The 20,490-nt window shown below is 70.0% G+C and carries 20 protein-coding genes; 10 read left to right on the top strand and 10 right to left on the bottom strand.

Translation table 11 applies throughout. The annotated features are described in order from the left end of the window. Positions 1-36: 36 nt before the first annotated feature. Together ABZX61_RS01405 and ABZX61_RS01400 are read left to right on the top strand one after the other, a co-directional pair. Entirely contained in the window at positions 37-1,008 is a 972-nt protein-coding gene (locus ABZX61_RS01405) for an ABC transporter permease subunit (protein ID WP_355190568.1), read from the top strand. Beyond that, a complete protein-coding gene (locus ABZX61_RS01400) occupies positions 1,005-1,916 on the top strand; it encodes a carbohydrate ABC transporter permease (RefSeq protein ID WP_355190566.1) in 912 nt (303 codons plus the stop codon). Before ABZX61_RS01405 ends, ABZX61_RS01400 begins: the two co-directional genes overlap by 4 nt. A 415-nt stretch (positions 1,917-2,331) precedes the next feature. Here the strand turns inward: ABZX61_RS01400 and ABZX61_RS01395 are convergent, their stop codons facing one another. Together ABZX61_RS01395 and ABZX61_RS01390 are read right to left on the bottom strand one after the other, a co-directional pair. After that, complete coding sequence (locus tag ABZX61_RS01395) at positions 2,332-2,964, bottom strand: helix-turn-helix domain-containing protein (RefSeq protein ID WP_355190564.1); 633 nt, start codon at positions 2,962-2,964, stop codon at positions 2,332-2,334. A gap of 62 nt (positions 2,965-3,026) precedes the next feature. Further along, the gene (locus tag ABZX61_RS01390) at positions 3,027-3,320 is read right to left on the bottom strand and encodes an antibiotic biosynthesis monooxygenase (RefSeq protein WP_355190562.1); all 294 of its coding nucleotides are present in this window, start codon (positions 3,318-3,320) and stop codon (positions 3,027-3,029) included. Positions 3,321-3,420: 100 nt separating this feature from the next. Here ABZX61_RS01390 and ABZX61_RS01385 point away from each other — a divergent pair, with 100 nt between their 5' ends. Continuing rightward, a complete protein-coding gene (locus ABZX61_RS01385) occupies positions 3,421-4,032 on the top strand; it encodes an NAD(P)H-binding protein (protein ID WP_355190560.1) in 612 nt (203 codons plus the stop codon). Positions 4,033-4,081: 49 nt separating this feature from the next. On the opposite strand, the gene ABZX61_RS01380 is transcribed toward ABZX61_RS01385, so the two are convergent. The 5 genes from ABZX61_RS01380 to ABZX61_RS01360 are packed head-to-tail and all read right to left on the bottom strand — an operon-like array spanning position 4,082 to position 8,307. Then, positions 4,082-5,077, bottom strand: coding sequence for a zinc-binding dehydrogenase (locus ABZX61_RS01380; protein WP_355190558.1), 996 nt, complete (start codon positions 5,075-5,077; stop codon positions 4,082-4,084). 44 nt (positions 5,078-5,121) lie between these two features. Further along, complete coding sequence (locus ABZX61_RS01375; protein WP_355190557.1) at positions 5,122-5,952, bottom strand: helix-turn-helix transcriptional regulator; 831 nt, start codon at positions 5,950-5,952, stop codon at positions 5,122-5,124. 47 nt (positions 5,953-5,999) lie between these two features. Then, positions 6,000-6,332 carry a YciI family protein gene (locus ABZX61_RS01370; RefSeq protein WP_355190555.1) on the bottom strand — a complete coding sequence of 111 codons (333 nt, stop codon included), beginning with the start codon at positions 6,330-6,332 and terminating at the stop codon, positions 6,000-6,002. 54 nt (positions 6,333-6,386) lie between these two features. After that, positions 6,387-7,100: a helix-turn-helix domain-containing protein gene (locus ABZX61_RS01365; protein WP_355190553.1), complete on the bottom strand. Its 714-nt coding sequence runs from the start codon at positions 7,098-7,100 to the stop codon at positions 6,387-6,389. 55 nt (positions 7,101-7,155) lie between these two features. Continuing rightward, complete coding sequence (locus ABZX61_RS01360; protein ID WP_355190552.1) at positions 7,156-8,307, bottom strand: NAD(P)/FAD-dependent oxidoreductase; 1,152 nt, start codon at positions 8,305-8,307, stop codon at positions 7,156-7,158. Between the two features lie 110 nt (positions 8,308-8,417). Here ABZX61_RS01360 and ABZX61_RS01355 point away from each other — a divergent pair, with 110 nt between their 5' ends. Together ABZX61_RS01355 and ABZX61_RS01350 are read left to right on the top strand one after the other, a co-directional pair. After that, positions 8,418-9,101, top strand: coding sequence for a TetR/AcrR family transcriptional regulator C-terminal domain-containing protein (locus ABZX61_RS01355; RefSeq protein ID WP_355190550.1), 684 nt, complete (start codon positions 8,418-8,420; stop codon positions 9,099-9,101). A gap of 440 nt (positions 9,102-9,541) precedes the next feature. Then, positions 9,542-12,361: a BTAD domain-containing putative transcriptional regulator gene (locus ABZX61_RS01350; RefSeq protein WP_355190548.1), complete on the top strand. Its 2,820-nt coding sequence runs from the start codon at positions 9,542-9,544 to the stop codon at positions 12,359-12,361. Positions 12,362-12,377: 16 nt separating this feature from the next. On the opposite strand, the gene ABZX61_RS01345 is transcribed toward ABZX61_RS01350, so the two are convergent. After that, the gene (locus ABZX61_RS01345; RefSeq protein ID WP_355190547.1) at positions 12,378-13,226 is read right to left on the bottom strand and encodes an ABC transporter permease; all 849 of its coding nucleotides are present in this window, start codon (positions 13,224-13,226) and stop codon (positions 12,378-12,380) included. Continuing rightward, positions 13,223-14,230 (bottom strand): ATP-binding cassette domain-containing protein, encoded by a 1,008-nt coding sequence (locus ABZX61_RS01340; RefSeq protein ID WP_355190545.1) that lies wholly within the window; start codon positions 14,228-14,230, stop codon positions 13,223-13,225. Before ABZX61_RS01340 ends, ABZX61_RS01345 begins: the two co-directional genes overlap by 4 nt. A gap of 64 nt (positions 14,231-14,294) precedes the next feature. Here ABZX61_RS01340 and ABZX61_RS01335 point away from each other — a divergent pair, with 64 nt between their 5' ends. The 5 genes from ABZX61_RS01335 to ABZX61_RS01315 all read left to right on the top strand — a co-directional run bounded on the left by ABZX61_RS01335 (position 14,295) and on the right by ABZX61_RS01315 (position 17,613). Beyond that, a complete protein-coding gene (locus ABZX61_RS01335; protein ID WP_350731362.1) occupies positions 14,295-14,903 on the top strand; it encodes a TetR/AcrR family transcriptional regulator in 609 nt (202 codons plus the stop codon). Positions 14,904-15,037: 134 nt separating this feature from the next. Beyond that, positions 15,038-15,493 carry an RNA polymerase sigma factor gene (locus ABZX61_RS01330; protein ID WP_355191446.1) on the top strand — a complete coding sequence of 152 codons (456 nt, stop codon included), beginning with the start codon at positions 15,038-15,040 and terminating at the stop codon, positions 15,491-15,493. Between the two features lie 11 nt (positions 15,494-15,504). Beyond that, positions 15,505-16,428: a hypothetical protein gene (locus tag ABZX61_RS01325; protein WP_355190543.1), complete on the top strand. Its 924-nt coding sequence runs from the start codon at positions 15,505-15,507 to the stop codon at positions 16,426-16,428. Between the two features lie 137 nt (positions 16,429-16,565). Next, positions 16,566-17,039: a nuclear transport factor 2 family protein gene (locus ABZX61_RS01320; RefSeq protein ID WP_355190541.1), complete on the top strand. Its 474-nt coding sequence runs from the start codon at positions 16,566-16,568 to the stop codon at positions 17,037-17,039. A gap of 19 nt (positions 17,040-17,058) precedes the next feature. Next, the gene (locus ABZX61_RS01315; protein ID WP_355190539.1) at positions 17,059-17,613 is read left to right on the top strand and encodes a TetR/AcrR family transcriptional regulator; all 555 of its coding nucleotides are present in this window, start codon (positions 17,059-17,061) and stop codon (positions 17,611-17,613) included. A 203-nt stretch (positions 17,614-17,816) separates the two neighbouring features. Here the strand turns inward: ABZX61_RS01315 and ABZX61_RS01310 are convergent, their stop codons facing one another. Beyond that, a complete protein-coding gene (locus ABZX61_RS01310) occupies positions 17,817-20,486 on the bottom strand; it encodes a cellulose binding domain-containing protein (RefSeq protein WP_355190537.1) in 2,670 nt (889 codons plus the stop codon). Positions 20,487-20,490 lie beyond the last annotated feature (4 nt).

Below are 20,490 nucleotides of genomic sequence, written 5' to 3'. Positions count from 1 at the left end.
ACCCGTGAGAACCCGCGCCACGGTAAGAGGCTTTTCATGGGTGTGATCACGGCCAGACGGACGGCTCCGCAGCCCAGCAAGGCCGCCCCGCAGGAGCTCACCTGGAGGGCCAAGCTCCGCCGGGACTGGCCGCTGCTCGTGATGAACCTGCCGATGCTCCTGCTCGTCGTCGCCTTCTGGTGGATCCCGGCCCTCGGCAACGTCATCGCGTTCCAGGACTACAACCCGTACACCGACGGCATCGTCGGCAGCCCGATCATCGGCTTCACCAACTTCGGGCTGCTCCTCCAGGACCCCCAGTTCCTGCGCGCCATCGCGAACACCCTGTCCATCACGGCCTTCCAGCTCGTCTTCTACTTCCCCGTGCCGATCATGCTGGCGCTGCTGCTCAACAGCATCGTCTCGGCCCGGCTGAGGGCGTTCGTGCAGGGCGTGGTCTACATGCCGTTCTTCTTCTCCTGGGTGCTGGTCATCGCCATCTTCCAGCAGATGTTCGGCGGGGCGGGGCTGCTGGCCCAGATCCTGCGGGAGCGCGGCCACGAGGGCGTCGACTGGATGACGAACTCGGACACGTTCATCCTGCTGATCACGTCCCAGACCGTCTGGAAGGACGCCGGCTGGGGGGCGATCATCTTCCTCGCCGCACTCAGCACGATCGACCCCAACCTGTACGAGGCCGCCGCCGTGGACGGGGCCCGCCGCTGGCGTCGCATGTGGCACATCACGCTGCCCGGACTGCGGCCGGTGATCGTGCTCCTGCTGATCCTGCGGCTCGGGGACGCGCTGAACGTCGGGTTCGAGCAGTTCATGCTGCAGCGCAGCGCCGTCGGCAGCGCGGCGTCCGAGGTCTTCGACACGTTCGTGTACTGGTCGGGCCTGCGTACCGGGGACCTGGGGTACGGGGCGGCGGCCGGGCTGTTCAAGGGCCTGGTCGGGCTGCTGCTCATCGTGGCGGCCAACCGGGTCGCGCACGCGTTCGGCGAGCGAGGGGTGTATTCGCGATCATGACCGTACTCACCTCCCGTAAGCCCTCCCGGCTCGCGCCGTGGGAGGAACGCCCCTCGCCGTTCGGCCAGCTCGGCAAGGGCTCGCTGATCACCCTGGTCGTCGTGGTGGTGCTCGGCCCTCTCTACACCATCGTCCTGACCAGCCTCAGCTCGGCCGCCACGGTCAACCGCGTGGGCGGGCTGGTGCTGGTGCCGGAAGGGATCACGTTCGAGGCGTACGAGCAGATCTTCTCCGACACGGTCGTCAGCAGGGCCGTCCTGGTCAGCACGGGCGTCACAGTGGTCGGGACGCTCCTCAGCGCCGGCGTGAGCATCCTGGGCGCGTACTCGCTGTCGCGCCCGGGCTCGTTCCTCCACCGCCCGCTGCTGTTCAGCGTGCTGCTGATGTTCGTCTTCTTCCCCGGCATCATCCCGGTCTACCTGATGGTCAGCGGCCTGGGCCTGAAGGACAGCTACTGGTCGCTGATCCTGCCGACGGCCGTCTCGGCGTTCAACGTGGTGGTGCTGCGCTCGTTCTTCATGAGCATCCCGGGCGAGGTCCTGGACAGCGCCCGCATCGACGGGGCGGGCGAGTTCCGCATCCTGTGGCGCATCGTCCTGCCCATGTCGAAGGCGGTCACGGCCGTCGTGGCGATGTTCTACGCGGTCGGCTACTGGAACGCCTGGTTCAACGCGATGCTCTACATCGACGACACCAGGAAGTGGCCGCTGGCGTTGATCCTGCGCCAGTACGTGGTGGACTCCAACCCGTTGCCCAGCGCCACGGCAGGCGTGACCGGCGACGCCCCACCGACACTCGCCATCAAAATGGCCATCGTGGTCATCGCGGTGATCCCCGCCTTGATCATCTACCCCTTCGTCCAACGCCACTTCACCAAGGGCGTGATCGTCGGCGCCATCAAGGGCTGACACTTCCGCAGGGGGCGCTGCGGGCCTCGGGATTCCAGACAGCGCCTCCCAAGGGGGCTTCGCCCCCTTTCTATCCCCCTCAACCCCCGCTCGCTTCGCTCGCCAGCGCCCACCCGTCGGCCGGTTACCGGCGGCCCTGGAGTCGTACTGGGCCGAGCGGCGTCGCAAGGGACCCCCTCCACCGGTCGATGGCACGGCGGTCTTCTCCACACCCATTGTCGACGGCGGACGGAGCCGCCGAGCTGACGAGTCCAGCATCTTCTCCGGCCCGCGAGCCCTCGGGGCTGGATCGCGGTGCGCGCCCGTCCCCTCATCGCGGGGCGGGGAACTCCTGGGCCGGTATTGAGGTCGCCGGTCGGGAGGCCATGGTGAAGGTCTGCGGCGTAGCCGTGGCGAAACGTTTGTGCTGGTTCCTTTAGGGTCGCGGGTGGGCGCGGAGCCCTTCGCAGATGATCGAAATCATGCGCTGCCGTGCAGTGTCGTCGATGCCGTCGCGTTCACGGGCCAGGCAGCCGACGACCAGCGCCTTGACGTCAGCGGCATCAACGTCCTGGCGTACCGCGCCGGCTTCTTGCGCCCTGGCGAGCAGACCGCCCAGGGCATTCCCGAAGTCCCGGCTCGCGGCCGATGCGGCGGCTTGGATGTCGAAACCTGCGTTGCTGAGCGCGTCGCCGACTGAGTGGTCGGCTGCGCCTTCTTCCACCAGGACCGCGAAGAAGGTGAAGAACGCAGTGGCCGGGTCGTTGTCGGCGGCGAGTTCGTCGGCCCGCTGGACGAGTTGCCCGATGCGGTTGAGTACGACGGCCCTGAACAGCGCGTCTTTGGTCGGGAAGTGCCTGCTGAAGGTGCCGGTGCTAACGCCCGCTCGCCGTGCGATCTCACGCACGGAAACGGAGGCGCCGTGTTCGGCGAAGGCGGCGAAGGCGGCCTCCAGAAGCCGCGCCTGGTTGCGACGACCGTCGGCACGCTGGCGCCTGACCGGGCTCAACGTGGCCTGCTCATCTGTCGCGCCCGATCCTGGCTCGCCTGAGTATCGTTCCTGTGCCATTGACGCCGATCATAGACACCGCGCCGCCCATCGACGGCGCCCACCGTCGATGGGCAGCGCAGCTATGGATGGAAGGGCAAGGAAGCGGCGATCTCGTACTGCGTGATCTCCATGCTGAGTACGGCTGGGGTGGGCTGCGCCGGTCGGGCCATCGCTGCCAGGTGGGCTGCGAGGTGTTCCTTGGACTCCCACCGCTCGTACACGTTGACGCGGCCGGGTTCGACAGGATCGGCGGCTACCACGTAGTCCAGGCATCCCGGTTCAGCTCGTACCTGTCGCAGAGACGCTTCCAAACCCGCGAGCAACGCTTCGCGGTGCTGCGGATCGACGTAGCCCTTGCCTGCGACGATCAACATGTTCGACCTCCGTTTTGCGTGGCGTTGCACGGCACGATAACACTTAAGCGGGACGCGTGTCCCGTATAGTTGTGGCTTACTCCCCCAGAGAGGCGGCACCATGCAGCTGGCCATCTTCGGCGCAACCGGTCGTACCGGTCGCGTTGTCCTCGATCAGGCTCTCGAACGTGGACATCAGGTAACCGCCCTGAGCAGGGACCCGGCAACGATCCCGCAGCACGAACGCCTCCGCGTGGTGACCGGTGACGTGCGCGACTTCGCGCCCGTCGCGCAGACCATCGAGGATGCGCACGCCGTTGTCAGCACCCTCGGCAGGCAGCGACGCGGACCAGCGATCTGCACCGAAGGAACCCGCACGATCCTGTCGGCGATCGCCGCCGGCCGACCGCGTCGGCTCCTCATTCTCAGCAACTACGGCGTCGCCGAAAGCCGTCACCGCAGCCTCTACGTCGCCGTCTCCTGGCTCTTGGAACGGTCAGTGCTACGCGACAAAGAACACATGGAAGCCCTGGTACGCCCCAGCGAGACCGAGTGGACCCTGGTCCGGGCGCCGATCCTGACCAGCGGACCGCGGACCGGCCGCTACCGCACCGGTTCGGACCTCCGGCTGACTTTCACCTCCAAGGTGTCCCGCGCGGACATCGCCGAGTTCATGCTGTCCGAACTCGAAGACAACACCTACCTACGCCAAGGCGTCGCCATCACGTCCTGAAACAGACCCCCGGGGCGCACAAGTGTGCACTCGACGGTTGTCCGGGCGATCAGGCGACTGCCTCGTCAGCTCCGCTCAACTCCTGGATTCGTTCGACTTCGAGTACGAGCTTGCCGGTGGTGCGGCCCGACTCGATGCGGCGGTGGGCCTGTGCGGCCTGCTCCAGCCGGAGCGACTCGACCTGCACCCGAAGCTCCCCGCCGGCGGCCGCGGCCACAGCCCGACGCAGCGCCCGGCCTGCTTCCGCGGGGAAAGCGGCGGAGAAGGCCGCCAGGTTGAACCCGGACACCGTCTTGTTGGTGAACCACAGTTCGTTGGCCGAGATCCCCACGTCCTCGGCGCCGGAGGCGTTGCCCATCACCACCATCCGGCCCATCGGCGCGAGCAGGTCCAGGCTGCCGCGCCGGGCCGGACCGCCGACCATGTCCACCACGACGTCGAACCGACCGGCCTCGGCCACCTGGTCGCGCAGGACGACCTCGTCGTAGCCGAACGCCTTGGCGGTCTCGATCTTGGCGGGGCTGCCCACGGTGCCCACCACGCGGCCCGCCCCCAGCAACCGGGCGGCCTGACCGAGCTGGCTGCCCACGCCTCCGGCGGCGGCGTGCACGAGCACGCTTTCCCCGGGTTCGATGCGGGCCACCCGGTCGAGCACGAGGAACGCGGTGGTGCTGTTGGAGGGCAGCGCCGCCGCGATGCCCAGCCCCAGGTCGTGGCCGTCCAACGGGGCCACCAGGTCCGCGGAGGTGACCACCGCCTCCGCGTAGCCGCCGCTGTCGACGATCGTCAGGGCGGCGACCGACTGGCCCACGCGCAGCCCCTCGACGCCGGGGCCGAGCGCCCGGATGCGGCCGGACACCTCGATGCCGGGTACGAAGGGCAGCGGTACGTCCACCACGCCCTGCCGGTAGAGGACCTCGGCGAAGTTCGCGCCCGCGTAGGCCACGTCGATGGAGACCTGCCCCGGCCCGGGCTCGGGGAGCTCGACCTCGTCGAGGCGGAGGACGTCCGCGCTGCCGAATTCGGGGATCGTGATTGCCTTCATGCCGTCCATCGTGCTGGGCCGGCTTTCGGTAAGGCAGTGTCAGCTCATCCTGGGTGTGCCACCACCAGGCTCTCCACCTTCGCCTTGGTGTCGGTGTCGGGATGCGGCGTGTGCAGCACCACGTTCAGGTCCGTACGATCCGGCAGCCGGAACAGCGAGTACTCGAAGACGAGGTCCCCGGCTTCGGGGTGCGTGATCGCCTTGATCCCCTGGGAGCGGGAGCGGACATCCGGCCGGGCCCACAACTCGGCGAACTCCGCGCTGGCGCCGCACAGCTCTTCGGCGATCTGCCCGAAGAGCGGATCGTCGTGATAGCGGGCCGCGCTGGCACGGAAGTCGGCCACCATGTCCGGGGCGAACTCGTGCCATGCGGTGAACCTGCCGCGGTAGATCGGATGGGTGAAGAACGCCACCATGCAGTTGCGGACCTCGCCGTCGAATCCGAACACCCACCTGGCCGCGTCGTTCATCGCCACCAGGTTGTAGTGCCGATCCAGCACGTGCGCCGGGTTGGGCATCCAGGCGTCCAGCACCGCGCGCAGCTGCTCGCTCACCGGCGCGCCCGGCCGGCCCGTGGGGTCCGGCGGGTTCAGCCCGGCGAGCACGTACAGGTGCGCCCGTTCCGCCTCGTCGAGCTGCAGCGCGCGGGCGACCGCGTCCAGCACGGCGTCGGAGACCTTGATGTCGCGTCCCTGCTCCAGCCAGGTGTACCAGGACACTCCCACCCCGGCGAGCACCGCCACCTCTTCCCGGCGCAGTCCCGGAGTGCGGCGGCGCCCTCCGGCGGGCATTCCGGCGTCGGCGGGGGTGAGAGCCTCCCGCTTGCCACGCAGGAACTCTTTGAGCTGGTCACGGCGGCCTTGGCTGGCAGTCACCAACACACCATAGGCGACCATAGACCGCCACCCCTCCTACTCGACTCCTACTCGACGACGGGGCGCACGTCCACGCTGCCGTAGCGGGCGGTGGGGATCTTCTCCGCCCACGAGGTGGCGGCGTTGATGTCCGCGACGTCGACGACGTACAGACCGGCGGCGATGGCGCCGGACGTCGGCGCGACCCCGTCGTCCACGACCGTGGCGCCGTCGCGCACGCTCACCGTCCGGCCGCTGCTGGCCTCGTGGAAGCCGGCCTCGTACGCGAGGACGCCGGCCTCTCGCACCTCCTTGTCATAGGCGAACCAGTCCGGCACCTCTCCCTCGGCCGGGCCCGTCACGGCGGGGTCGTACTGGTAGATGAGGGCGAACTTGGGCATGGTCCCGCTCCTGTGCCAACTGAGGTGGGTAGGTGGTTGCACGCTATGAGAGATTCACTGCCCGGACTTGTACAGAAGCGACAGGGGCTCGTCCGGGTCCGGATGCTGCAGCTCGGTCGCCGTACGGCCCATGAACCGGGTGAGCGAGCGGGCAAGATGCGGCTGGTCGTAGTAGCCGAGCCGGTGCACCACGTCCAGCGGTGCGACGCCCTCGCCGAGGAGCATGGCCGCCTCCCGGGCGCGCTCGATCTGCCGGATCGCCCCCTGCGTCAGCCCGGTGGCGGCGACCACCCGGCGCTGCACCGAGCGGGCGCTCAGCCGCGGGGCGTCGTCGCCCGCGACGACGTCGGTCACCAGCGGGTCGCGCACCAGGAGGCCGGAACGCACGAGCCGGTCCACGAAGACCTCGGCGTTGTCGAAGCCCGGCAGCTCCCACTCCTCCCCCTGCAGCACGAACGTGTCCGAGGTCACGTGCGGGGACAGCACGGCGGAGTCGACCAGGCCCTGGACGGGCAGGTGCGGCATGGCCGCGCCGTGGGCGAAGATGATCCCGAACGCGGCTCCATCGGGGCTCATGTCCACCGTGGTCGGCCTGGTCTCCGGCCCGCGGATCGCGACGTGCGCGCGCCCGCAGTGCTCCCAGATCACCAGCTCCCAGTTGGAGTTGGCGACCGAGTGCATCCGCTTGGCTGTGGAGACGCCCTCGCTGCGGTAGACCCGCTCGATGTAGGGCGAGTCCGACGTCCGGTCCTCGTTCTCCATCACCATCGCATCTCCCCACGCCAGGTCATCATTCTCGCCAGATCGCCGGAGAACGCGCCACTCAGGCGGCGGGGAGGGGGTCCTGGCCGAGCAGGCGGTGGCCGTTCTCGGCGGAGGCGCGTACGGCGGCGAAGCCGTAGGCGGTCATCGCGGACTCGTACTCGGCCAGCGCCTGGAGGAGCGGACGGCCCGCGGCGGCCGCGCCGAGGGCGGCGGTGAGCGCGCTCGCGTCGCGCAGGGCGGTGTTCGCGCCGATCCCGCCCGCGGGGCTCATCGCGTGGATGGCGTCCCCGAGCAGCGTGACGTTGGTGGCCGGCCAGGGCTCGATCGGCACGCTGGTACGGAGCACCAGGGCGAAGACCGTGGAGGTGTCCCAGTGGTCGATGATCGCCCGGACCCGGGGGTGCCAGTCCTCGATCGCCCGCAGGGTCAGGGCGCGCAGTTCGGTCCCCGGCATGGCGCGCAGTTCGTCGTCGGGCGGCAGGAGTTCGCGGCGGGCGCCGAAGGAGCAGGTCATGTAGTCCTGGGTGACTCCTAATTCGGCCGGCACGGGCTCGGGGAACTCCACCGGGGCGACGCCGACGAAGCTGCCGTCCGGGCCGATGATCGGGGTGAACACGGCGAACATGTCGTCCAGGAACAGCTCGCGGGTCCGCGCCGTGAGCGGCACCTTGCCGTACAGCTGCCGCAGGCCCGTGTCCACCACGCGCGCGTGCGGCAGATACTGCCTGCGCACCGGGGAGTTGACGCCGTCCGCCGCCACGAGCACGTCGCCGGTCGCGGTGCTGCCGTCGGCGAAGTACGCGGTGACCCGGCCGTCGGCGCCGGTGCGGTAGTGCGTGAGCCGCTTGCCGAACCGGACCGTGTCCGTCAGGCCGGAGAGCAGGATCCGCCGCAGCGTCAGCCGGTCGACCGCCAGGTGCACGCCGCCGTCGGACGGCTCCAGGACCGTGAGCCGCTCAAGACGGTGGTCGAAGACAGGTGTGCTGGTACGCGGTCGTCCGGCCGTGGCGCGGAACAACCGGTGCAGCCGCTCGGGCAGGTTCGCGGCCAGGGCCCCGTCGCCGTGCTCGTCGATGTGGATGCGGTAGCCCTGCCGCCGCGAGGTCAGGGCGTCGTCGCTCTCGTACACGGCGACGCTGATGTTTCTCTGCCGGAGCCCCTGTGCGAGGCACAGCCCGCCCAGCCCCGCACCGATGACGATCACATGCATGTCCGCAGTCCTCTCGTCGGCCTTCCCTAGCAGTGCGAGGGAGACTCTAACATCGCTAGGGATTGCCTTGCACTGCTAGATTGGTGCGTGGCAGACGGAGGAGTTCGCGCATGGCACGTCTAGATCCCGGCTTTCCCGGTGGCATCGAGGAGACCGAGCCGAGGCTGGACCGTGCCCAGATCGCCCAGGCGGCCCTCGATCTCCTGGACGAACACGGTTTCGACGCGTTCAGCATGCGCAAGCTCGCCGTGGCGCTCGACATCAAATCGCCGTCGCTCTACTGGCATGTACGCAGCAAGGACGAGCTGTTCGACCTGCTGATCGACGTGGTCCTGGGCAAGTGCCGGCTGCCGGCCGACGCCGACGGCCCCTGGACCGAGCGGCTGGCCGGCATCGGGCTCGAACTCCGGCAGGTCCTCCTCGCCCACCCCGCGGCCACCCGGCTCCTGCCGGGCAGGATGCCCTTCGGGCCGAACGGGCTGCGGCTGGCCGACCACATCATCGGAGTTCTGCGCCAGGCCGGGTTCGACAACCGACTGTCGAGCTACGGCTACCTGCTGCTGCTGTTCTACGTCACCGGTTTCGCCGGTCAGGAGATCGCCTTCGGCAAGGGCCCCGACAACCCCGCCCGCCTCGCCCAGATCACCCGTTTCCTGCGCGAGCTGCCCGCCGATCGCTATCCCCACGTGACGGCCGTGGCGGACGAGCTCACCGGCGCCCCCGGCCTCACCCGCCGCTTCGAGCTGGGCCTGACCGGGATCCTCAACGAGCTGGACCGCGAACGCCGTGAATGACCGCGGAAGACGAAGACCTGGCCACTTGCGGCCAGGTCGTCATCAGGTCTGAACTACGCCTCGCTCAACGGCGACGGCGGCTGCGGCGGCGGTTGGAACGGCTGCTGTTGTCGCTGTTGATCCTCTTCTTCGGCCCCAGCGGATTGGGCCCAGGGGGCTCCATGGCTACGGGCAAGATCCTCGCAGCTGACATGTAGCGCGGGAAGATCATGATTCGCTCCTTTCGAGAATGTGATGGAGCGGTCGAGGGACTGGAGCGCACATCCCCAACCGACTATTCGGACATACCCCTCATACAGCCACATTACCCCGCAAACCATTCCCCAGCTCTGGCTCGTCCGAAACATGAGCCTTGAGAGCCCTTGGGGCGTTCAGTCCGCTGCAATCCGATTGCATGGCCGGTTAAAAATACTGCCAAATGTCAGAGTCGGCGGAGGGGGATGCGACGGATGCGGTTCGCGGTGCTGGGGCCTGTGCGCCTCTGGCGAGGAGACGTCGAGCTGAACTCCGGTCCTCCGCAGCAACGAGCCCTGCTCGCCCTCCTGCTGGCGTACGCGGGACGGCCCGTGAGCCTGGACGAGATGGTCGACGTCCTCTGGGGCCAGGACCCGCCGTCCAGCTCGATCAACGTCGTCCACAGGTACGTGGGCAACCTGCGCCGGTTGCTGGAGCCGGGGCTGCCGCCCAGGGCGGAGGGCGGCTGGCTGCTCCGGGGCGCGGGCGGCTACCGCCTGAAGGCCGACGCCGGCACGCTCGACCTGCTGCGCTTCCGCCACCTGGCCGGACAGGCCCGCTCGGCCGCCCCGGCGGAGGCGGTGGAGCTGTACGCGGAGGCGCTGGCCGTATGGCAGGGGGAGGCGGCGGCGGGCATTCCTGCCGAGGTGCGGTCCCTGCCGGTGTTCGCCGCTCTGGAGCAGGAGCGGATCATGGTCGCGCTGGAGGCGGCCGACGTGGCGCTGGAGCACGGCGGGATGGTCGGGCTGCTGCCCGCGCTGAGGGCGGCGGCCACCCGGCATCCGCTGGACGAGCGGCTCCAGGCCAGATTGGTGCTCGCCCTGGCCACCACCGGCCGCCAGGCCGAGGCGCTGGACACCTGGCAGGCGGTCCGCGACGAGCTCGCCGAGGAGCTGGGCGTCGAACCGGGCCAGGAGTTGCGCGCCGCCCAGCAGCGCGTACTGACCGAGCCCGCCGACGGGCTCGCGACGGACACGGCGGACACGGTGGTGCGGCCCGCGCAGCTGCCCGCCGATCTCGCCGTCTTCGCGGGCAGGCGGGCCGACCTGGCCAAGGCCCTCGCCCTGCTCGACGGCGACGCGCTGAGAACGGTCGTGATCAGCGCCATCGGCGGCATGGCGGGCGTCGGCAAGACGACGCTGGCGGTTCACTGGGCGCACCAGGTGGCCCACCGTTTCCCGGACGGCCAGCTGTACGTGAACCTGCGCGGCTTCGACCGCCAGGGCTCCGCCATGGACCCCGCCGAGGCCCTGAGGAGCTTCCTGGAGGCGCTCGGCGTGCCGCCGCACCGGATCCCGGTCGCGGTGGACGTGCAGGTCGGGCTGTACCGGAGCCTGCTGGCCAAGCGCCGGGTGCTGATCCTGCTGGACAACGCCCGCGACGCCGAGCAGGTACGCCCGCTGCTGCCCAGCAGCCCCGGCTGCCTGGTGCTGATCACCAGCAGGGACCGGCTGCCGGGCCTGCTGGCGACGGAGGGGGCGCTGCCGATGACGCTGGACCTGTTCCCGGCCGAGGACGCCCGGGAGTCGCTGGCCCGGCGGCTCGGCGAGAAGCGCCTCGCGCGGGAGCCGGAGGCGGTGGACGAGATCGTCGAACGGTGCGGCGGCCTGCCGCTGGCCCTGGCCGTGGTGGCCGCCCGCGCCGCCGCCAATCCGGCCTTCCCGCTGTCCGCGATCGCCGCCGAGCTGCGCGGGACGCCCGCGACGCTGGACGCCTTCGCGGACGGCGATCCGGCCGTCGACGTGCGGGCGGTGTTCTCGTGGTCGTACCGGTCGCTCAGCGCGGAGGCGGCCCGCCTGTTCCGGCTGCTGGCGCTGCATCCGGGACCTGATATCAGTGCCGGGGCGGCCGCCGCCCTCGCGGGTGAGCCCGTACGGCGTGCGCTGAACGAGCTGACCAGGGCCAGCCTGCTCACCGAGCACGCCCCCGGCCGGTACGCCGCGCACGATCTGCTGCGCGCGTACGCGACCGAGCTCGTGGCGGACTCCGAGGACGATCGGGACGCGGCCATGGGACGGCTGCTCGACCACTACACGCAGCAGGCGCACGGGGCCTGCAGGAAGTTCGCGCCGTTCTGGGTACGGCCGGAGCTGGGCCGGCCCGTGCCGGAGTTCGATGACGACCGGCAGGCGCTGGCCTGGTTCACGGCCGAGCACCCCGTGCTGATGTCCGTGGTGGAGCTGGCGGCCCAGGGCGGGTTCGACACACACAGCTGGCAACTGGCCTGGGCGCTGGAGCGCTTCCTCGACCAGCAGGGCCACTGGCGCGACTGCGCGACCGTACAGCGCCATGGACTCGCCGCCGCCCAGAGACTGGGGCACCGGGCCGCGCAGGCGCACCTGCATAGGGCACTGGCCCGCGCCTCCGCGCGCCTCGGGGACTATCACGTGGCCTGGCCCGGCATCCGGCGTTCGCTGGAGCTGCACGAGGAGCTGGGCGACCTGGCCGGGCTGGCCACCGCCCACCGCAGCCACGCGTGGCTGCTCGACCAGGTCGGCCGGTACGAGGAGTCGATCCAGCAGGCCGAACGGGCGCTCGCCCTGTACGCGGCCACCGGCAACCCCGCCGGCGAGGCCAGCATGCTGCACGCGCTCGCCTGGACCCACATCAGGCTGGACCAGGACTGCCGGGCCGCCACGTACCTCCAGGACGCCTTGATCAAGCTGAACGGCCTGAGCAACCGCTACGGCGACGCGGGGGTCCTGGACGGCCTCGGCTACGCCCTGCACCGGATGGGCGACTACGACCGGGCCATCGTCTACTACCGGCACGCCCTGACCCTCTACCGGGACGTCGGCGACCGCTACAACGAGATCGGCACCCTGCGCCACCTCGGCGACAGCCACCGCGAGGCCGGCGACCATGACGCGGCCCGGGACTCCTGGCAACATGCCCTGGACCTGGTCGACGAGGTCGTCGATCCGTCGACGGCCGACGAGATCCGCTACAAGCTCCTCTGCCTCGACATGCCCGACCTGGTGGGCGCCGAGAGAGGCGTCAGACGCTCCTGCCGCGGCGGCCCCTGACCACGCGCCCGGCGCGTCAGCCCCGCTTGTTGTAGAGGTGGAGGGCGAGCGGCGCGCACACCGCGGCGATGGCAGCCGTCGCGATGAGCGACCAGACGAGAGATCCGCCGGTGCCGGCGGCGTTGTTCATCAGGCCCCTGGCCGCGGCGGCGACGTGGCTGAGCGGGTTGACCTCGACGAAGGCCTGGAGCCAGCCGGGCATGGTGCCGGGCTGGACGAAGATGTTGCTGGCGAACGACAGTGGCATCAGCACGACGTTGGCGATGCTGATGACGACGGCCGGATCGGGCACGAGCAGGGCGACCGTGGCCCACAGCAAGGACAGGGAGAGCCCGAAGGCGACGATCAGGGCTATGGCGGCGAGCACGCCAGGTGCGCCACCTTCCGGCCGGTAGCCCATGATCAGCCCGAGGACCACCACGATGCCGGAGGCGAACAGGTAGCGGGCGGCATCGCTGAGCAGGCCACCGAGCACGAAGGCGCCGCGCCAGACGGACAGCGAACGGAAGCGGTCGAAGGCTCCGGTGGTCACGTCCTTGGCGAGCCGGGCACCGCCGTACATGGTGACGATGGCGATGCTCATGCTCAGCGTGCCGGGCAGGAGGAAGGTGAGGTAGTCGCCGGTCGAGCCGCTGACGGCGCCGCCGAACAGGTAGGTGAACAGCACGGTGAACAGGATCGGGATGGCGATCGAGTCCACGAGCTGTTTGGGGTCGTGCTTGATCTTGAGCATGGCTCGCCGGCCGAAGGTCGCGGAGGCGGCCAGCGCCCCGGCGCGGCGGTGTTGCCGGCCGATGGCGAGCAGGATGTCGATCGGGGAGGTCTGCGCCGCGTCGGGGCGCGTGACGGCGGCCGGGGTGCTCATGCGTTCACGTCCTGGTGGTCGGTGGTGGCCGGGTGGCCGGTCAGGGCGAGGAAGGCCTCGTCCAGGCTGGGCTGGCCGAGAGCGACCTCGGCGACGCCCACCCGGGCGTCGGCGAGCTGGGTCATGGCGTGCCCGACCAGCCGGCTCACGTCCGTCGCGTCGGCCGGGGTGGCGAGCAGCATGGACAGGGAGAGCGGGTCGGCGGCGAGACGGACCGTCCCGTTCAGGGTGGCGGCCAGGATCTGCCGCGCTCGCGGACGCTGCTCGCCGTCGAGGAGCCGGACGCGCAGGGTGCCCGAGCCGACCCGGGATTTGAGCTGGGCGCTGGTGCCTTCGGCCACGATCCGGCCGCGGTCGATGACCACGATCTGCTCGGCGAGCTGGTCGGCCTCCTCGAGGTATTGGGTGGTGAGCAGCACCGTGGTGCCGGCCGCGGCGATCTGGCGGACCAGCTCCCAGACCTGGGTACGGCTGCGCGGGTCGAGCCCGGTGGTCGGCTCGTCGAGAAACAGCAGGTCGGGGGTCACGATCAGGCTGGCCGCGATGTCCAGCCGGCGGCGCGTCCCGCCGGAGTATCCGCCCACCGGGCGGCCGGCCGCGCCGGTCAGATCGAAGGCGGCCAGCAGGTCGTCGGCTCGCTGCCTGCCGGCGGCGCGGGGCAGGCCGTGGAGGCGGGCGAGGACGGTCAGGTTCTCGTACCCGGTCAGATCCTCGTCCAGGGCGGCGAACTGGCCGGTCACGGCCACCCGGGCGCGGATCGCGTCCCGTTCGCCGATCACGTCGTGGCCGAGGACGCGGGCAGTGCCGCCGTCGGGCCGGGTCAAGGTGGCCAGGATGCGGATCGTGGTGGTCTTGCCCGCCCCGTTGGGGCCCAGGAACCCGAACACCTGACCGCGCCGGACCGTGAGGTCGATCCCGTCCAGGGCCCGGTTCTCGCCGTAAACCTTGACCAGGCCGTACGCCTCGATCGCCGGCTGCTCCTCAACCGCGCTGTTCTTTGACATGCCGTAAGACTTATTTATCTCTTACAGATTGTCAAGGTTATTCCGAGCCGATATCATCGCTGCGATGGCCGACACACTCGACCCCGCCAGGCCCGCCCGCCGTCGCCGGTCCGACGCCCGGCGCAGCATCGACGCGATCCTCAACGCGGCCCGCATCGCGCTCGGCGAGCGACCCGACGCCAGCATGGAAGAGATCGCCACCGCGGCGAACGTCAGCCGCCAGACCGTCTACGCGCACTTCCCCTCACGCGACGCCCTCATCGACGCCCTCATCGAGACGGCGGCCGCCGAATACTCCGCCCTGCTCGACGCCGCCGGCCTCGAGACCGCGCCGCCCGCCGACGCGCTGGCCCAGTTCCTCGACGCCGGCTGGCGGTTCCTGAGCCGCTACCCCCTCCTGCTCGACCCCACCACGACCTCCGTCCACCGGCCCAAGAGCAACGACCCCCACGACGTCGTGCCACCGCGCCTCGAACGGCTCATCCGGCGAGGCCAGGACACGGGCGACCTCGACCCGTCACCCCCGGCCGCCTGGCTCGCCGCCGCCGTCATCGGACTCCAGCACGCCGCCGCGGCAGAACTCGCCGACGGCCGCCTCACCGCCGATGAGGCGGCGGCTCTCTGCCTGGAAAGCACGCTGCGCCTCTGCGTCCGGCCGCCTGCGAGCCGCTAGGACGGGTGCGGTGGGTCGGTTCCGTACGGCGGATGGGGTCGTAGAACCGGACTCCGGCCGGCAAGCCGTGTGACCATTCCCGCCCCGGTGACGTCTGCATGTGACGTGACAATCGAAACCGTTCGGGGGGCGACATCATCGAGGAGCTGTACCGCGAGCACTGGCCGCTCGTGTGCGGGTTCCTCCTGCGCAGGACCCGCGATCCGCATCTCGCCGAGGACCTGGCGCAGGAGACGTTCATCAAGGCGACCAGGGCGCTGCTCGGCTGGCGCGGGGAGAACGCCGCGGCCTGGCTCCTCACGATCGCGCGCAACACCCTGCTGGATCACGTCCGCAGGAGCCGCCGCGAGCCGGCCCTCCCGAGCCCCGACGAACTGGGCGTACCACCGCTGCACGTGGAATCGCTGGACGTGCGCGACGCGCTCGAGCGGCTGCCCGAGCAGCAGTGCCGGCTGCTCAAACTGGTCTACTTCGAAGGCTTCTCGATGGTGGAAGTCGCCGCGATGACCGGCAGGTCCCACAACTCGATCAAGACCGCGGTGTGGCGGGCGAGGGCCGCCTTCGCCGACCTCTACCAGGAGAGCCCATGAACATGCCCGAGATGCCTGAGATGCCAGACCTGCCGGACTTCGACCCCAAGCGCACCCGGCGCGCGGTCCGGCGGGGACTGTTCCGGACGGTCGCCATCGTCCTGGCCGTGCTGGCGCTGCTCGCGGTGGCCGCGACCGAGGGCTCATCCTTGGTGCAGACCCGCGGCGACCGGGAACGCCGCATGCAGGCCGTACTCGGCACCGCCTTCCAGATCTACAACCCGGCCTATGCGGTGACGATCGGCTCCTGCTGCCAGACCACGCCCGTCTCGATGTCGTTCGAGGTGGCCGCGCGCCCCATGGGGCCGGTCGGAGCCTGGCCGGTCGGGAGCGAGTCGTACACGCTCAGCCAGGACTTCTTCGGCCGCGTGGGCCGCCTGCCGCTGGGCCACACCGCCAACACCAGGCTTTCCCAGTCCCTGTTCAACCTCGGCACCACGCTGACGACCAAGGACGAGGTGCGCGCGGTGCTCGCCCGGTTGCCCGCCGACCTCAGCGCGCTGGCGGTGGTGGAGTTCGAGCAGCCGCTCGGCGAGGCCGAGCTGAAGGCGTTCGTGAAGCAGTACCGCACCTGCGCCGAACGGGTCGCGTACGAGCGCAGACCCGGCTCCCTCCCGATCACCTGGGGCTTCGACTACTGGGCCGACGGGATGGAGCCCGGCAAGGGCGGCGACATGACCGATGACGCGTGCGGCGGCGGCCTGCCGCAGTTCCGCAAATGGGCCGGCCTGCTGCGTGACCACGACAACGCCAACCTGCGCTCCTTCGACCTGTCCCTGGACCGGCTGCGCAAGGCGGCCTCGGCCGGGCTCGCCTACGGCTATGTGGACCAGCTCAGCTCGGTCCGCGAGCTGCGGGAGCTGATCAAGGACCCGAAGGTGCGCACGATCCGCCTGGCCGGCGTGGCGTTCGACCTGGACCGGGCCCGCCCCTAGAACCTGGATCGAGGCCGATCGGACTTCGTGACGGGGGCCGGTCAGCTCGGCAGGAGGCCGGCCGGGCGGGAGCAGGGCTCCGACACGGCTGCTGCGTCCTGGTAGGTTATAGGTCAATCACTAACCTAGGAGTCGATATGACAGCCGAGAAAGACGACGCCGGCCGCCGCGCCGCTGCCCAGCACACCGTGGCCGAGCACCTGCGCCTTACCGCCGCAGGACGCACGGACGAATGGGTGATGCTGTTCGCCCCGGACGCGGTGCTCGAGTTCCCGTTCGCGCCGGTCGGCGTGCCCCGACGGGTAACGGGGCGGGACGCACTGTTCGCGCACATGAGCGGCTTTCCCGAGACCTTCGACGTCGAGTTCGTCGACCTGGTGTTCCACGAGACGGTCGATCCGAGTCTCGTGATCGCCGAGTTCCGCTCGACGGGCACGGCACGGCCGACGGGCAAGCCGTACGAGCAGACGTGCATCTCCGTCGTCCGGACCGATGACGACGCGCTCATCACCCACTACCTGGACTACTGGAACCCGCTGGTGGCGATCGAGGCACTCACACCCCACGACGTGCCGTCCGACCCTGACCTCAGCGTGACTTTTGGAGGCTGAGAAGAGCCATGTTTAACTGATGCCCATGCCCGCCGCCGGCACCAGCACCAAGAGCGACGAACGACGTCTGGCCATCATGGCCGCCGCGATCGATTGCTTCGCCCAGAAGGGCTTCTACGGTACGACGACGCACGAGATAGCCGACCGGGTCGGCATCTCTCAGCCGTATCTCTATCGCCTGTACCCGAACAAGGAAGCGCTGTTCGCGGCGGCGGTCGACCACGTGTCCGTCGTGATGAACGAAACGCTGGTCGCGCACTCGTCGGCGCCGGGTGGGGCCGGGCCGGCGCCCGAGGCGGCGTTGGATGCGGCGCGCGGCGCCTACGCCGCGCTCGTCGCGGACCGGACCATCCTGCGTTTCCTCATGCACGCGAACTGTGCCGCCGGCGAGCCGCTGGTAGGGCAGGCCGTGCGGCGGTGCTACGCCAAGCAGGTTGACACCGCTCGGCAACTGCTGGGCGACGACGACGCCGTGCGGCACTGGTTCGGCGCCGGAATGCTCGACAACGTGGTCGCCGTGCTGGGTCTGGCCGACATCGACGAGCCGTGGGCGCATGTCCTCGCCGCTCGATGACCCGGCACCGGCGCGGCCGAGGGACACGAGGGCCTGGTGGCTGTCGTCGCGGATCTCCCAGCGGATACGCAGGCGACGGAACCAGCGCGGCGGCGCGAGCGTGCCGGCCCGGGACCGGGAGCGAGCGGGGGGTTGAGGGGGATCGAAAGGGGGCGCCGGCCGGAATCCCAAGGCGCGCAGCGCCCCCTCGTGGAAGGCCTTGCTTACGCCGGGGCGCAGGTGAGGGTGGCGGGTGGGGTGTTGGTGCCGGTGAAGGTGCCGGTGAAGCCGAACGACGTCGTCCCGTTCGGGGCCAGGGTGCCGTTGTAGCCGGCGTTGACGACGCTCACGTTGGCGCCCGTCTGGGTCGGGGTGCCGCTCCAGAGCTGGCTGATCTTCTGGTCACCCGGCCAGGTCCAGGTCACCTTCCAGCCCGTGATCTGCGCCGCGCCCGTGTTCTTGACGGTGACCTCCGCCTGGAAGCCGCCCGACCACTCGTTCACTCCCTTGTACGTCGCCGCGCAGCCCGACCCCGTGGTGGGGGTGACGGTCGGGGTCACGGTTGGCGTGACGGTGGGGGTGACCGTCGGGGTCACGGTGGGCGTGACGGTTACCGGCGGGCCCGTGCGGTCGCCGTACAGGATGCCGCGGCCGTTGGTGCCGACGTAGACGCGCCCGTACACCCTGGGGTCGCCCGTCAGGGCCTCGCCCATGTTGCCCCACTGGTGCTTGTCGTCGTTGATGCGCGCCCAGTTCGCCCCGGCGTCGTCCGAGCGGTACAGGCCCGTGACGCCGCCGATCGTGGCCACCGCGAAGATCGCCATGTACGTGCCGCCGGGCGCCGCCTTGCCGAAGCCGACGTTCACCGAATTGGTGATGCCCGACAGCTTCGTGAAGGACGCGCCGCTGTCGGTGGAGTGCCACAGGCCGCCGTCGCCGGCCAGCCACAGGTCGCCCTCCTTGCCCGGCACCGCCTTGATCTTGCCGCTGGTGGGCAGGCCCGAGGCGGCGGTGGCGGTGAAGGTCGCGCCGCCGTTGGTGCTGACGTAGAGGCGCCCGCCGTTGAAGCCGTAGAACTTCATCGCGTTGACGCGGTCCGACTCCACGATCGCCCCCGTGGGCAGGCCGGACGCCTGCTGCCAGGAGTTGCCGTACCCCACCGAGTAGACCGGCGTGACACCCTTGGGCGCCCAGACGAAGCGGGAGCCGTCGGCGGCGGCCGCGACCGTGCCGCCCTCGTCGATGCCGCCCGGCTCCGTGCCCTGGAACCAGTTGGCGCCGCCGTCCGTGGAGAAGGCCACGTGGCTGTCGTTCGGGCGGTCGGAGTCCTTGAAGCTGCCCGCCCGGACCAGGATCGACGGGGACTTCTCGGCGTAGTCCAGGCTGGTGGTCGTGGTGAAGACCGGGGCCGTGAACATCATCGACGGCACGGCGTCCAGGTTCGTGTGGCGGAAGCCGCCGATGTCGCCCAGGGCGCTGACCAGGGACGCGCCGCTCGGCGGGCTGATCAGGTCCAGGACGGCCGTCTCCTCCAGGCCCTTGGCCATGGGTTTGATGGTGAACTGGGTGTTCGAGTCCCACTTGGCCAGGTCCTCGGTGCCGTAGATCGTGGCGCCGGTGCCGTACATCATCCTGTTGGAGTCGAGCGGGTCGATCTCCAGGGACTCCGTCATCCAGCCGAGCTTGGGCGCGACCTCAGGGGGCTGCGGGTTGGCGCCGAAGGTCAGCCACGGGTTCTCCGAGATGTCCTGCTTGTAGCGGAAGCTGCGGTTCGGGTACGAAGTCCAGTCCCACACGCGGGTCCAGGTCGCGCCGGAGTCCGTGGAGCGGAAGAAGATCACGTCCGGCCACCAGGAGATCTGCGTGGCCACCATGATCGTGCCCGGCTTCTGCCGGTCGATGGTCAGGCCGCTGTAGCCGAAGTAGTCGTCGGAACTGGACGAGGGGATGGGGCTGATCTGGGTCCAGGTGCCGGTCGCGGTGGCGTAGCGCCACACGTCGCCCTTGGCGCCGTCGTACGGGCCGCCGGTGTCGCTCGTCGTGATGTAGAGGTAGCCGTTGGTGGTGTCCAGCACGCCCTTGTGGGCGAGGTAGCCGGTCGGCTGGCCGGCCACGCGCGACCAGGTGACGCCCGCGTCGGTGGTGCGGTAGACGGTGTTCTCCTTGTCGGCGACGCCCACGTAGATGGTCTTGGTGGCGGTGCCCTTGGTGGACGAGCGCGGGTCGTAGGTCACCCAGACCACGCCCGGCTTGTGGCTGAGGTAGCCGTTGGAGTCGTTCGGGTCCTGGGCGTAGTTGCCCGGGTTCGGGAAGCTGGCCACCTTCGCCCAGGTGGCGCCGTAGTCGGTGCTGCGCCAGAGCCCGTTGCCGTTGGGGGTGCCGAAGTAGAGGACGCTGTTGTTGTTCGGGTCCACCGACAGCGCCTCGCCCATGCCGCGGCCGGGCATGTTCCCGCCCAGTTTGAAGGGCAGCGGGGTGACCTGCCAGTTGTCGCCCTTGTCCGTCGAACGCAGGATCGCGCCGTTGTTGGGGTCCCAGCTGTTGGTGTACATGCCGACGGCGGCGTACACCCGGTTGGTCTGCACGGGGTCGGTGGCGAGGCTGATCACGCCGTTGTAGCCCCACTTGTCCCAGCCGGCCCAGTCCAGCAACGGGGTCCAGGACTTGGTGGACTGGCTCCACCGGTACGCCCCGCCGATGTCGGTGCGGGCGTAGATGAGGTTCTTCTCCGTGGGGTTGAAGATGATGCCGGGTACGAAGCCGCCGCCGTCGATCCTGACATTCTTGTACGCGTACGGATCCGAGGCGACGGCCGAGACCGGCGACATCCGCACGATAGCCGCCACGAGCAGCACGGCGGCGACCGTGAACATGACCAATAATCTTCTTCGCATGCGC

It is taken from the genome of Nonomuraea sp. NPDC003709, from assembly GCF_040610775.1.
Taxonomy (GTDB): domain Bacteria; phylum Actinomycetota; class Actinomycetes; order Streptosporangiales; family Streptosporangiaceae; genus Nonomuraea; species Nonomuraea angiospora_A.
Note: the sequence above shows the minus strand (reverse complement) of the source record. Positions and strands in the feature narration are given on the sequence as shown.

Bases quoted from the DNA above. Each gene is read 5' to 3' on its own strand.
- ABZX61_RS01405 (WP_355190568.1), top strand. From the start codon at position 37: ATGGGTGTGATCACGGCCAGACGGACGGCTCCGCAGCCCAGCAAGGCC.
- ABZX61_RS01400 (WP_355190566.1), top strand. From the start codon at position 1,005: ATGACCGTACTCACCTCCCGTAAGCCCTCCCGGCTCGCGCCGTGGGAG.
- ABZX61_RS01395 (WP_355190564.1), bottom strand. From the start codon at position 2,964: ATGGCACAGGAACGATACTCAGGCGAGCCAGGATCGGGCGCGACAGAT.
- ABZX61_RS01390 (WP_355190562.1), bottom strand. From the start codon at position 3,320: ATGTTGATCGTCGCAGGCAAGGGCTACGTCGATCCGCAGCACCGCGAA.
- ABZX61_RS01385 (WP_355190560.1), top strand. From the start codon at position 3,421: ATGCAGCTGGCCATCTTCGGCGCAACCGGTCGTACCGGTCGCGTTGTC.
- ABZX61_RS01380 (WP_355190558.1), bottom strand. From the start codon at position 5,077: ATGAAGGCAATCACGATCCCCGAATTCGGCAGCGCGGACGTCCTCCGC.
- ABZX61_RS01370 (WP_355190555.1), bottom strand. From the start codon at position 6,332: ATGCCCAAGTTCGCCCTCATCTACCAGTACGACCCCGCCGTGACGGGC.
- ABZX61_RS01365 (WP_355190553.1), bottom strand. From the start codon at position 7,100: ATGGTGATGGAGAACGAGGACCGGACGTCGGACTCGCCCTACATCGAG.
- ABZX61_RS01360 (WP_355190552.1), bottom strand. From the start codon at position 8,307: ATGCATGTGATCGTCATCGGTGCGGGGCTGGGCGGGCTGTGCCTCGCA.
- ABZX61_RS01355 (WP_355190550.1), top strand. From the start codon at position 8,418: ATGGCACGTCTAGATCCCGGCTTTCCCGGTGGCATCGAGGAGACCGAG.
- ABZX61_RS01350 (WP_355190548.1), top strand. From the start codon at position 9,542: ATGCGACGGATGCGGTTCGCGGTGCTGGGGCCTGTGCGCCTCTGGCGA.
- ABZX61_RS01345 (WP_355190547.1), bottom strand. From the start codon at position 13,226: ATGAGCACCCCGGCCGCCGTCACGCGCCCCGACGCGGCGCAGACCTCC.
- ABZX61_RS01340 (WP_355190545.1), bottom strand. From the start codon at position 14,230: ATGTCAAAGAACAGCGCGGTTGAGGAGCAGCCGGCGATCGAGGCGTAC.
- ABZX61_RS01335 (WP_350731362.1), top strand. From the start codon at position 14,295: ATGGCCGACACACTCGACCCCGCCAGGCCCGCCCGCCGTCGCCGGTCC.
- ABZX61_RS01325 (WP_355190543.1), top strand. From the start codon at position 15,505: ATGCCTGAGATGCCAGACCTGCCGGACTTCGACCCCAAGCGCACCCGG.
- ABZX61_RS01320 (WP_355190541.1), top strand. From the start codon at position 16,566: ATGACAGCCGAGAAAGACGACGCCGGCCGCCGCGCCGCTGCCCAGCAC.
- ABZX61_RS01315 (WP_355190539.1), top strand. From the start codon at position 17,059: ATGCCCATGCCCGCCGCCGGCACCAGCACCAAGAGCGACGAACGACGT.
- ABZX61_RS01310 (WP_355190537.1), bottom strand. From the start codon at position 20,486: ATGCGAAGAAGATTATTGGTCATGTTCACGGTCGCCGCCGTGCTGCTC.